This is a genomic window from Brevundimonas sp. CEF1 (assembly GCF_051353055.1).
Taxonomy (GTDB): Bacteria; Pseudomonadota; Alphaproteobacteria; order Caulobacterales; family Caulobacteraceae; genus Brevundimonas.
In genome coordinates this window covers 2,736,917-2,748,386 of record NZ_CP195593.1, presented here as the reverse complement: position 1 = coordinate 2,748,386, position 11,470 = coordinate 2,736,917, and the positions used below count along the sequence as shown (strand labels likewise).

13 protein-coding genes are annotated in these 11,470 nt (G+C 68.9%); 10 read left to right on the top strand and 3 right to left on the bottom strand.

The annotated features are described in order from the left end of the window. Positions 1-3: 3 nt before the first annotated feature. A complete protein-coding gene (gene ilvA, locus ACR9FL_RS13915; RefSeq protein ID WP_436356002.1) occupies positions 4-1,560 on the bottom strand; it encodes a threonine ammonia-lyase, biosynthetic in 1,557 nt (518 codons plus the stop codon). Between the two features lie 174 nt (positions 1,561-1,734). Here ilvA and ACR9FL_RS13910 point away from each other — a divergent pair, with 174 nt between their 5' ends. The 7 genes from ACR9FL_RS13910 to nadC all read left to right on the top strand — a co-directional run bounded on the left by ACR9FL_RS13910 (position 1,735) and on the right by nadC (position 7,591). Beyond that, a complete protein-coding gene (locus tag ACR9FL_RS13910; protein WP_436356001.1) occupies positions 1,735-2,070 on the top strand; it encodes a GIY-YIG nuclease family protein in 336 nt (111 codons plus the stop codon). 66 nt (positions 2,071-2,136) lie between these two features. Next, positions 2,137-2,829, top strand: coding sequence for a hypothetical protein (locus ACR9FL_RS13905; RefSeq protein WP_436356000.1), 693 nt, complete (start codon positions 2,137-2,139; stop codon positions 2,827-2,829). Beyond that, on the top strand, positions 2,822-3,031 hold the full coding sequence (locus tag ACR9FL_RS13900; protein WP_436355999.1) for a helix-turn-helix transcriptional regulator: 210 nt from the start codon (positions 2,822-2,824) through the stop codon (positions 3,029-3,031). The genes ACR9FL_RS13905 and ACR9FL_RS13900 overlap by 8 nt, the downstream gene beginning before the upstream one ends. Positions 3,032-3,137: 106 nt before the next feature. Continuing rightward, positions 3,138-4,217: a quinolinate synthase NadA gene (nadA, locus tag ACR9FL_RS13895; RefSeq protein ID WP_436355998.1), complete on the top strand. Its 1,080-nt coding sequence runs from the start codon at positions 3,138-3,140 to the stop codon at positions 4,215-4,217. 12 nt (positions 4,218-4,229) lie between these two features. After that, on the top strand, positions 4,230-5,117 hold the full coding sequence (locus tag ACR9FL_RS13890) for a metalloprotease (RefSeq protein WP_296175581.1): 888 nt from the start codon (positions 4,230-4,232) through the stop codon (positions 5,115-5,117). A gap of 4 nt (positions 5,118-5,121) precedes the next feature. Continuing rightward, positions 5,122-6,669, top strand: a complete 1,548-nt coding sequence (locus ACR9FL_RS13885; RefSeq protein ID WP_436355997.1) for an L-aspartate oxidase — start codon at positions 5,122-5,124, stop codon at positions 6,667-6,669. A 64-nt stretch (positions 6,670-6,733) separates the two neighbouring features. Continuing rightward, on the top strand, positions 6,734-7,591 hold the full coding sequence (nadC, locus tag ACR9FL_RS13880) for a carboxylating nicotinate-nucleotide diphosphorylase (RefSeq protein WP_436358162.1): 858 nt from the start codon (positions 6,734-6,736) through the stop codon (positions 7,589-7,591). On the opposite strand, the gene ACR9FL_RS13875 is transcribed toward nadC, so the two are convergent. After that, positions 7,545-8,693, bottom strand: a complete 1,149-nt coding sequence (locus tag ACR9FL_RS13875; RefSeq protein ID WP_436355996.1) for an acyltransferase family protein — start codon at positions 8,691-8,693, stop codon at positions 7,545-7,547. The two genes, nadC and ACR9FL_RS13875, sit on opposite strands and share 47 nt — an antisense overlap. A gap of 109 nt (positions 8,694-8,802) precedes the next feature. Between ACR9FL_RS13875 and ACR9FL_RS13870 the strand changes: the two genes are divergently transcribed. Then, complete coding sequence (locus ACR9FL_RS13870) at positions 8,803-9,012, top strand: hypothetical protein (protein ID WP_105564736.1); 210 nt, start codon at positions 8,803-8,805, stop codon at positions 9,010-9,012. Positions 9,013-9,034: 22 nt separating this feature from the next. Here the strand turns inward: ACR9FL_RS13870 and ACR9FL_RS13865 are convergent, their stop codons facing one another. Beyond that, positions 9,035-10,120, bottom strand: coding sequence for a cell wall hydrolase (locus ACR9FL_RS13865; RefSeq protein ID WP_436355995.1), 1,086 nt, complete (start codon positions 10,118-10,120; stop codon positions 9,035-9,037). 365 nt (positions 10,121-10,485) lie between these two features. Between ACR9FL_RS13865 and ACR9FL_RS13860 the strand changes: the two genes are divergently transcribed. After that, positions 10,486-10,686 (top strand): hypothetical protein, encoded by a 201-nt coding sequence (locus ACR9FL_RS13860; protein WP_436355994.1) that lies wholly within the window; start codon positions 10,486-10,488, stop codon positions 10,684-10,686. A gap of 235 nt (positions 10,687-10,921) precedes the next feature. After that, positions 10,922-11,284 (top strand): DUF6481 family protein, encoded by a 363-nt coding sequence (locus ACR9FL_RS13855; protein ID WP_105564738.1) that lies wholly within the window; start codon positions 10,922-10,924, stop codon positions 11,282-11,284. Positions 11,285-11,470 lie beyond the last annotated feature (186 nt).

Sequence of the window (11,470 nt, the reverse complement as noted above, 5' to 3'; positions counted from 1 at the left end):
CCCTCAGGCGGCGCCGTCGAGGAAGAGGCGGCAGGCCGGATTGTCGGTCTCGTCGACATAGGGGTAGCCGAGGGCGTCCAGGGCGGTCCACAGGGCGGCGACCTGATCCGGGGCGATGCTGACGCCGGCCAGCACCCGGCCGACGTCGTCGCCGTGGTTGCGATAGTGGAACAGGGTCAGGGCCCAGGCGGGCTGCAGGCTGTTGAGGAAGCGCAGGAAGGCGCCGGGCCGCTCGGGGAATTCGAAGCGCAGCAAGCGCTCGTGCGGCAGGCCGATGGTGCGCCCGCCGACCATGTAACGGACGTGCAGTTTGGCCGTCTCGTTGTCGCTCATGTCTTCGACGGCGTAGCCGTCGGCGCGCAGGCGTTCGATCAGGTCTTCTTTTTCTTGCCCTATCGCCTCGCGCGCGGCGCTCGGCTGCTTGAGGGCGCCGCCGCCCTTCAGCGACACGCCGACGAAGATCTGGGCCGTGCCGTCGCCGGACCAGCGATAGTTGAACTCGGTCACCGAACGGCCGTCGAGGCTTTGCAGGAAGCGGTGATAGTCGTCGCGGCGGTCGGGCATGGCCACGGCCAGAAGCGCCTCGGCGCCCTCGCCGATCTCGGCCCGCTCGGCGACGTGACGCAGGCGGTCGAAGTTGACATTGGCGCCCGAGTTGACGGCCACCAGGGCGCCGGTTCCGGGATGGCGCGCGGCCCAGATCTTCAAGCCGGCCAGAGCGACGGCGCCCGAGGGCTCGGCCACGGCGCGGACGTCGTCGAAGATGTCCTTGACCGCCGCGCAGATGGCGTCGGTGTCGACCAGGACGATGTCGTCCAGCAGGTCGCGGCACAGGCGGAAGGTCTCGTCGCCCGCGCGGCGCACCGCCACCCCATCGGCGAACAGGCCGACCTGATCCAGGGTCACCACCTGGCCGGCGTCGATGGCGCTCTTCATCGTCGGGGCGTCGGCGGGTTCGACGCCGATGATCTTCGTCTCCGGGCGCAGGAAGCGGACGATGGCCGCCACCCCCGCCGCCAGACCGCCGCCGCCGATGGGCACGAAGACGGCGTCGACGGGGTCGGGGTGCTGGCGCAGGATTTCCAGCCCGACCGTGCCCTGGCCCGCGATCACATCGGGGTCGTCGAAGGGGTGGACGAAGGTCGCGCCCGTCTCCTGTTCCAGCTGGCGGGCGTGGGCGTAGGCGTCGTCGAAGCTGTCGCCGTGCAGGACCACGGTCCCGCCCAGGCCCTTGACCGCCGCCACCTTGATGCCCGGCGTGGTGGTCGGCATGACAATGGTCGAGGCCGCGCCGCGTCTGGCCGCCGCCAGAGCCACGCCCTGGGCGTGATTGCCCGCCGAGGCGCAGATGACGCCGCGCGCCAGTTCGGCCTCGCTCAGGTTGGCGATGCGGTTGTAGGCGCCGCGAATCTTGAACGAAAAGACCGGCTGCAGGTCCTCGCGCTTGAGCAGGGCCGGGCGGTCGAGCCGCGCCGACAGCCGCTTCAGCGGGTCCAGAGGGGTTTCTTCGGCCACGTCATAGACGCGGGCGGTCAGGATGCGGCGGACGGTGTCTTGCACGAAATTCTCGAAGCGGCGCGACAGGGAGGATCAATCGACCCTTCGTCTAGGCCAGAAGTCGGTCGTGGGGAAAGGGCCTTGCGTCGCGCGGCGATTGGATTGTCGGTGGTCGTCTATATTTACCCGGATAATAATTGCTGATATTTGATCCGGGTAAAACAAGAGGAGGCGTCCATGACGTCCGCAGACCGCAAGGCGATGATCGCCGACTACAAGGACCGCGAAACCATCGCCGGGGTGTTCGCCGTCATCTGTTCCGCCACCGGCCGCGTCTGGGTGGGCCAGAGCCGCCACATCGACACCCAGCAGAACGGCCTGTGGTTCGCGCTGAAGATGGGCGGCAGTCCCTTCCGGTCGTTGCAGGCCGAGTGGAACGCCCACGGCGCCGACAGCTTCCGCTTCGAGCAACTGGACCGCCTGTCGCCCGACCTGTCCGCCATGGCGCGCAAGGACGAACTGAAGAAGCGCGCCGCCCTCTGGACCGCGCGGCTTGGCGCGGAGAAGCTCTGAACCGGCGCTCTTGCAATGTAACCTGTAGGTGATATGTGTAACCCATAGGTGTCACGGGAGGGGCGGATGAGCGACGAATTGGAAAAGGCCAGGGCGAACGAGCGGCATAGGGCTCGACGTCTGTGGATGGCGGCCGGCCTGGGCGGGCTGGGCGTGGCCGCCCTGCCTTGTGCTGCTTTTCTATGGAATACGGGCTGGCCGGCCTCTGAGCCGCTGGCCGTGATGCTGGCGGTCGTCGGGATCAGCGTCGTGGCTTCCAGCTTCGCCTGGGGCGGCCGCCATATGCCCAACGGCGACACCATCCGCGTCGAAAACGCCAAGGGCGGCTATCGCGACATGATCCAGAAGCAGCGGGCCGTGTCGATGGCCCTGATGCCGATCACGTCGCTCTATCTGGTCTATCGGGGAACGCTCGGGGCCTGGAACATCGCAAACGGGCGGGGCGACCAAGCGGACTGGAGCATGGCTGCCCTGTCGCCGATGATTCCGTTGGTTCTGCTGTTGATGGTCGCCGGGCTCGACAACTCTGGCGACAAGAAGATGAAGCGGTTGCTGGAGGACGAACTGACCCTGTCGTTCCGACGTTCGGCGCTGAACATGGCGCTGGCCGTGGCCATGGTCGGGCTGCTGGGCGTCTTTGCTCTGGGACTGTGGCGGCCCGAGGCGGCGGTAGCGGCCATGCCGGGCCTGATGTTCGTCACGTCGTCGGCGGCGGGGCTGCGCTACTGGCAGCTGGACCGGCGGGCCAGCGGTGGCTGAGCCGCGTCTGGTCATTCATCTGAAGGCGGTGCGGACGGCGGCGGGGCTGACGCAGCAGGAACTGGCCGACCGGGCCAGGCTGTCGCGCAAGACGGTGAATACGGTCGAGAACGGCGTCTTCACCCCCTCCGTCCTGGTGGCCCTGACGCTGGCGCGGGCGCTGAACGTGCCGCTGGACGCCCTGTTCGCGCTGGAGGACTGAGCGTTTTTGGCTTGCGCCGCGCGCCGGGTGGCCTACATTGCGCCTGCTTATGCTAACTTTGAGCATAAGTCGGGGCCGCGCAGACGGCCGCAAGGGAGTTGAGGCGATGGCGGACGGCGCTTTCGGTCTGTCGAAGGAACTGGCGGAAGAGACCGCTCCCGTCTGGGAGAAGGTCAAGGGTCTGGTGACGCCGCTGGAGTGGCCGGAACAGGCCAGGCTGATCAGCGAGATCAATGCGCTGAAGAAACAGCGCGACGCCGTCATCCTGGCCCACAACTATATGACGCCGGAAATCTTCCACGGGGTCGGCGACTATGTCGGCGACAGCCTGGGCCTGGCCAAGGAGGCCGCGCGCTCGAACGCCAAGGTCATCGTTCAGGCGGGCGTGCACTTCATGGCCGAGACGTCCAAGATCCTGTCGCCGGACAAGACCGTCCTGATCCCCGACCTGCGCGCGGGCTGCTCGCTGGCCTCTTCGATCACGGGCGCCGACGTGCGCCTGATCAAGCAGCGCTATCCCGGTCTGCCGGTGGTCACCTATGTCAACACGACCGCCGACGTGAAGGCCGAGACCGACATCTGCTGCACCAGCGCCAACGCCGTGCAGGTGGTGGAATGGGCGGCGAAGGAGTGGGGCGTCGACAAGGTCATCCTGATCCCCGACGAGTTCCTGGCGCGCAACGTCGCGGCCCAGACCAATGTCGGCATCATCGCCTGGAAGGGCCGCTGCGAGGTGCATGAGCGCTTCACCGCCGACGACATCGCCGACATGCGCGCCGCCTATCCGGGCGCGGAGATTCTGGCCCACCCGGAATGCCCCGAGGACGTGCTGGCGGCGTCGGACTTCGCCGGCTCGACGGCGGCCATGATCGACTATGTGGTCGATCGCAAGCCCAAGCAGGTGGTGATGATCACCGAGTGTTCGATGGCTTCGAACGTCAAGGGCGACGTGCCCGGCGTCGACTTCATCGGCCCGTGCAACCTGTGCCCGCACATGAAGCGCATCACCCTGGAGAACATCCGCGACTGCCTGCGTGACATGCAGTTCGAGGTGACGGTGGAGCCGGACATGGCCGAGCGCGGGCGTCTGGCCGTGCAGCGGATGATCGACCTGCCGCCGCCGGCCGTCCCGGCGCGCTACGACCTGTTCAAGGCCAAACACCACGTCGATGTGGAGCTGATCTGAGGTCCTGCGGCGATGCGGCCCGTTGCGGGTCGCTCGCTGCAAGCCCAGTTCGACGCCATGAGCGATACTGACACACCAATCCGTCGTCCCGGTCCCTGGGACCTGCCGCCCGAACAGGCGGCGCCTGAACCTGTGCGTCGATCTGCGCCGCAAGAGGACAAGGGCCAGCATCCGGGCTGGGCCATCGCCTCGACCCTGCTGATGGCGGGCTTTCTGTGGTGGATCACGCAAAGCGTCGTGGTGGCGGGCGGCGTCCTGTTCGGCCTGTTCGTGCATGAATATGGGCACGTGCTGGCGATGAACCGCCTCGGTATGGGGCCGGCGCGCATCTACATCATCCCCTTCCTCGGCGGCATGGCCAAGGCCCAGCGCGAGCCCAAGAGCGAGTGGCACGGGGTGCTGGTGTCGCTGGCGGGACCGGCCTTCGGCCTGATCGCCATGATCCCCTTCGTGGCGGCGGGCCTGTGGCTGCGGTCGCCCGAGTGGCTGATGGCGGCCTTCTTCATCGCCATGATCAATCTGGTGAACCTGCTGCCCGCCCCGCCGCTGGACGGGTCCAAGGCGCTCGGCCCGGTGCTGACGCGGGTGCATCCGCGACTGGAGCAGGTGGCGCTTCTAGCCGTCGGCGGTCTGGCCGTCTGGTGGGGCCTGTCGACGGGGCGGCTGATTCTGGCGGTCTTCCTCGGCATCGCCGTGATCAGCCATCTGAAGCGTGGCGTCTGGCGCGCGGCCTGGGGGCGGCTGAGCTGGCCCGAGGCGGGGCGCAGCCTGGCTCTCTATCTGGCCACGGCGGCGATCTGTGCGGCGGCGGCCATCGGCGCCCTGCTGCCCCTGACCGGCGGCGCGGTCGAGCCGGCCTTCGACATGGGCCTGAGATTCATCGGCGTGGGAGGCCGCTAGACGCATGGCGCGCATCCGGCATGAGGGGCCGCTGATCATCGGCGGCGGACTGGCGGGGCTGTCGGCCGCGCTGGAGGCGGCGCCGGCGAAGGCTCTGGTGGTCACGCCGGATTTGCTGCTGAACGCCTGTTCCTCGGCCTGGGCGCAAGGCGGGCTGGCGGCGGCCCTGTCGCCCAGGGACAGCGCGGTCCTGCACGCGAAAGACACCGAGGGGGCGGGGGCAGGCCTGGTCGAGCCCGAGGCGGCGCGCGCCCTGACCGAGCGCGGGCGCGAGACGGTGGAGTGGCTGGCCTCGCTGGGCGCGCCCTTCGACCGGGACGAGGCGGGAGGTTTCTCCGTGTCGCTGGAGGCGGCGCACAGCCTGCCGCGCGTGGCGCGGGTCGGCGGCGACGGCGCGGGGCGGGCCATCCTGTCGGCGGTGGTGGCGGCGGCGCGGGCGTCGAAGCATGTCGAGATCTGGGAAGACGGGCGGCTGCGCGGCCTGATCCAGGACGCGGACGGCCGGGTGCGCGGCGCCCTGATCGAACGATCCGGCGGCCGTGTGGACGAGGTCTTCGCACCTGCCGTGGTCCTGGCGACCGGCGGCGTCGGCGGTCTCTATGAAGTGACCACCAACCCCTCGGCCCTGCGCGGCGAGGGTCTGGCCCTGGCCTATAACGCGGGGGCTGAAATTCTCGACCCCGAGTTCGTGCAGTTCCACCCGACCGCCATCGACGTCGGCCTCGACCCGGCCCCGCTGGCGACCGAGGCCCTGCGCGGCGAGGGGGCGCGGCTGATCGACGGGACCGGCGCCTATCTGCTGGGCGCGGACGAAGACGCCGATCTGGCGCCGCGAGACATCGTGGCGCGGGCGGTGCACGCGGCGCGGGCCGACGGGCGCGGGGCGTTTCTGGATGCGACCAAAGCCGTGGGCGAGGCCTTCCCGCACGAGTTTCCGGCGGTGTTTTCCGCCTGCATGCGCGCCGGGCTGGACCCGCGCGTCAGCCCCATTCCGGTGGCGGCGGCGGCCCATTACCACATGGGCGGCATCGTCGCCGACGACGAGGGGCGGACGACCGTCCCCGGCCTCTACGCCATTGGCGAATGCGCCGCGACCGGGGTGCATGGCGCCAACCGTCTGGCCTCCAACTCCCTGTTGGAAGCGGGCGCCTTTGGACGGCGCGCTGGGCGGGCGGCGGCGCATGAGGTGCAGCCGGGCAAGGTGCCGCTGAGGCCCGCGCGGGCGTCCACGGACCTGCCGCCCGAAGCCATGGCCGAGCTGCGCGCCGCCATGACCCGGTGCGCGGGGGTGGTGCGCGACGAGGAGGGGCTGAGCGCCCTGATCGTCGTCATCGACCGGCTGGCCAAGGCCCATCCCGAGGCCGTGGTCCTGACGGCGGCGCGGCTGATCGCCGAAGGCGCGCTGAACCGGCGCGAGAGCCGGGGCGGGCATTTCCGCGCCGACTATCCGGATAGCCTGCCGACGGCCTTGCACACCCGCATGACCCATTCTTCCGTCATTCCGGACGCGCCGCAGGCGCGAGCCGGAACCCAGGCGGCTGAGATAGTCTGACGCCTGGGTCCCGGGTCCGCTTCGCGTCCCGGGATGACGGCGAGAAATGAAAGACGTTGAGACCATGACCCGAACCCTGCCGGACCTGCTGATCGAACCCGTCGTGCGGATGGCCTTGGCTGAGGACCTGGGCCGCGTCGGCGACGTGACAGCCCAGGCCTGTATCCCCGAGGACGCCCGCTTCAGCGCCGTCTTTTCCGCGCGTGAGGCCGGGGTGATGGCCGGCGGGGCCGTGGTGCGGATCGCCATTCACGCCATGGACCCGTCCGCGACGGTGACGATCAAGGTCGCCGACGGCGAGGCCTTCGAGGCGGGGACGGTGCTGGTCGAGGCCGAGGCTGATGCGCGCGCCCTGCTGGCGGCGGAACGGACGGCGCTGAACCTGCTGGGCCGGATGTGCGGCATCGCCACCCTGACCCGGACCTATGTCCAGGCCGTGGCGGGAACCGGCGCCCGCATCGCCGACACCCGCAAGACCACGCCCGGCCTGCGCGCGCTGGAGAAGCACGCGGTGGCCTGTGGCGGCGGATTGAACCATCGCTTCGGACTGGATGACGCCATTCTGATCAAGGACAACCACGTCGCCGTCTGCGGCGGGGCAGGCGAGGCGGTGCGCCGCGCCAGGGACTTCGCGCCCCACCTGATGAAGGTCGAGGTCGAGGTCGACAGTCTGGCTCAGCTGGACGAGGTCCTGCCGGAACGCCCCGACGTGGTCATGCTGGACAACTTCAGTCTGGCCGATCTGGAAGAGGCCGTGCGCCGGGTGAAGGGCAGCGCCTTCGGCCCTGTGGTGCTGGAGGCCTCAGGCGGGGTCAATCTGACGACCGTGGCCGCCATCGCCGCGACCGGGGTGGACGTGATCTCGGTCGGCGCCCTTACGCACTCGGTTCCGCAACTGGACGTGGGTCTGGACGCGAACTGACCGGCCGGGCGAACCATTTGCGGCCGATCCACTTCTGGATCGGCTCGTCGATGAAGCGGTTGTAGAGGTCCGAGGCGATCAGGGTGAAGACCAGGGCGCCGAGCCACATGGCCCAAGCCTCCCAGGCCACGCTCTCGACCGCCGGGTGCAGGCGGGCGGCCAGGGGCTCGACCACGTCGAACCAGACGGCGCCGGTGATGGTGTGCACCATGAAGAGACAGAAGCTGACCTTGGCGCCCCATTCGGCGCCGGGGATGGGCTTGGTCACCGGCGAGGCGCCACAGCCGATGATGACGGCGCAGATGGCCAGGACGTTGATCAGATCCGGCCCCACCAGCCAGGCGTTGGCCAGCAGGACGGCGCCGCCGCCGAAGCCGACGAGACGCGCCGAGCCGCTGGTCCAGCGCCCGGTCTGAACCGCGCGCGCCAGGGTCAGGCCGACCAGGAAGAGGGGGGCGGCGCGGAACATGCACCACTGGAAGGGCAGGCTGAACTGCTGCTCGCCCAGCAGGGCCAGGCTGAGGGCGTTGGAGCCGACGATGATGGCCAGCCCCAGCCCCAGGCTGACCCAGAGGCTGTTGATCCTCAGCATGCCGCGCCACAGCATGGGGAAGAAGGCGTAGCAGATCAGCAGGGTCGAGATGGTCCAGCTGGGGATGTTCCAGTGACCGCCGCCCAGGCCGAAGGCGTGCAGCAGCAGGATCTGGGCGGGCAGGCCCGACAGGTCGAACCGGCCCTCGTTGCTCTGGGCCAGGCCCAGCCAGCCGGCGGCGAGGACCATGGCGACCAGCATGGCCAGGGTGATGATGTGGGTCGGGTAGCAGCGCGCCAGGCGCTTGAGCCAGAACCGGGCCAGGGAGACCTTGCGGCTGGCGACGGCGGCGCCATAGGCCTTGGCCAGGACGAAGCCCGACAGGATCAGGAAGAAGTCGGTGGCCAGATAGCCGCGCCCCAGGAAGGCGTGCATGGATTCCAGCTCGATCGGCGCGGAGCTGCCAAAATGGAACACCACGACAAACAGGGCCGCGACGAAGCGCAGGGCGTCAAGCGCGCCGCCACGCGTCTTGGCGGGGGCGGCCGGGGCGGTGGTCGTCTGGGTCATGCGGCCTACTCGGGACGTCAGAGGAGCGTTCGGTCGAGCTTATAGCAAGAAGCAGGCCGGGAACGCCTCGGCGCCGGAGGTCGTTTCATGAGGGCGAAAGGAGAGGTTCATGACCAAGTCCCCCACGGTTCCCAAGGAGCAGCGCAGCTTCGCCGATCACGGCGCGCGCACTATCCAGGACATGGCGGATCGGCGCGACCTGGCCACGGGCGCCCAGTCGGGCCAGCCCGGCGACGCGGACGTCAACACGGGTCAACAGGGCCGGTTCGGCAACCTGAAGCAGAACATGACGCCGCAATGGAAGACGCAGGACCGCTGAGGGCGGTCGGCCGCGACCCGGATCACTCCGTGGTCGCAGCCTCGGCGGGGGTGGTCGCAGCCGTCGTGACCGCCGCCGGAACGCTGGCGCCTTCGCGGGCCAGGACAGCCGTATAGGCCACGGCGCCGCCGACCTTGGCCGGTTCGGCGGTGGTCAGGCTGGCCTGGATCATGCGTGGCTGTTCGGCGCTGGTCGAGGGACGCGGCGTGTAGCGGAAGGCGTCGCTGGAGCCCGAACGACCGCCGAAGCGATAAAACAGGTGATCGCCGACCTGGCCGACCCGGATCAGGCTGTTGCGCCAGCCGGGCGAGACGCCGGTGGTGTGGAAGTGGGTGGCGTTGCCGACGGCGGCGTAAACTTGACCCGACAGGGCCTTGGAGGCCACGTCGCGGGCGCGGTTCCAGGCGGCGCGGTTGACGGCGCCGCGCATGGCGCCGTTGCAGGTGAAGCTGAACTGGCAGCCGGTGCTGCGGTTCGAGCCCTGATAGACCACGGCGCAGACGGTATTGGGGAAGGCGGGGTGGCGGGCGCGGTTCAGCACCACCTGGGCCACGGCGCGCATGCCGTCCACGCCTTCGCCGCGCGCTTCATAATAGGCGGCCCTGGTCAGGCAATCGAGGTCGCGCGACTGATCCAGGGGGGCGCCGAGGCGGAAGGGCTGGGCGGCGGGGTTGGTCAGTTTGGCGCGACGCAGGCCGTTCTGGGATTCGTCGAGGCGGGCGGTCAGCAGCTCGGCCTGGCGGTCGCGCTGGGCGGCGCCGGCGACGGAATAGGGATCGTGACGATCGGCGATGGCCAGGGCGCTGGCGTCCAGGCCGCCGGCCGCGGCGGCCATGGCTTCCTGGGTATAGCCCTCGGCGCCGGCGCCCTGCAGGCGTTCAGCTTGGGCGCGAACGGTCGAAGCCTGGGCGGCGACGCCGCCCAGATAGGCTCCACCGACGGCGAGGCTGACGACGCCGCCGAACGCCGCAGCCGCCGTCTTGGGGCGCAGGCGAACAGATTGGGCGGCGTGCATCAGCGCACGCGTCTGCGAGGAGAAACTCAAAGGCGTAGTCCTGTTCAGCAGGGCGAGGATGCCGCCCCCGTACTCAACGAAACCAGGCGACATGACGCGTCGCGAACCAGCTCCGGACCAGAGATCGACGAACGGCCGACCTCCGGAAGGCGGGCCTTAAGCCATCCGTTTATGGCCTCAATGTGGTTGATTCGGCAATTGCTGTTGCGGCGCAGCAATTCGTTACCGTCCTACAGACGATGTTTTGACGATGGATAAATGTGGCGAGTTTTTGCTGAAGCACATCTTCCGACATCTGTATTTGATTACGAGGCGATGATTTCGATGTCCGGCGAGGTTGGGCCAAAACCCTATTGGCGTGGGGGTGTTTACTTGTCTGCCTGACTCCGGCCTCAGATGGGAACTCAACGGCTTTGACCGCGTTGCAAGCTCAACCATTTCAAGGAGTTCTTCGCCTGATGACCCGTTCCACGATCCGCGTCGCCGCTGTTTTCGCCCTGGGGGTTTCGGCCCTGACTCTTTCCGCCTGCGGGCACACGGTCGAGCAGAAGGCGGCGACCGGCGCCATCGCCGGCGCCGTGGTGGCCGGACCGGTGGGGGCGGCGGTTGGCGGCGCGGCGGGCGCGGCCGTCGGCCATATCGACAAGCCGAACCGATAAGAGGCGATCCGCGGCGCCGCTTGCCTGGGGCGCCGCAAACCTCCATCTGCCTGTCCGACGTCGATTTCGGCGCGAAATTGCGTGTTTGACGCCTCAAAACGGCGGCAGAGCTTGATTTCCGCGTCGGATTCCGCTTTGGCAGCGCGCCGGGCCGTTCGCGCATCCGCACGCCCGCCGGGCCGCCATTGATCGGCGTCGCCCCTCATCAGAGTTTCAAGGAAGACCGCCTCTACGCATGCGAGACCTCAAACAAACCGGCTTCAACGACCGCATCTCCGCTCAACAGGACGCCAAGAAGGCCCTGCTGGCCAAGTTCAAGCCCAAGCCGACGGTCCAGGATCCCGAGTTCGAGAAGCTGGCTGAAAAGCGCGCCGCCGAGAAGGAAGCCCAGCGTCAGCAGTTCGAGCTGGAGAAGGCCGAACAGCGCCGCGAGAAGGCCGAGAAGGAAGCCGCCCGCCTGGCCGCCGAGATGGCCGCCCAGGACGAGGTCGACGCCGCCAAGCGCGCCGCCCGCAAGGAGCGCAAGCAGCTGACCAAGGAAGAACAGAAGGCCGCGCGCGACGCTCGTTACGCCGCCCGCAAGGCGCGTCAGCGCTAAACAGACGTCTCCCGATAGACCCTTCTCCCCTTGCGGGAGAAGGTGGACGGCGAAGCCGGACGGATGAGGGGTTGCGCGAGGCTCGACTCGCCGCCCTCAGCCGCCGTTGCGAGACCCCTCATCCGGCCCTGACGGGCCACCTTCTCCCGCAAGGGGAGAAGGAAGCGTATTGCAACGCCCCTGCGG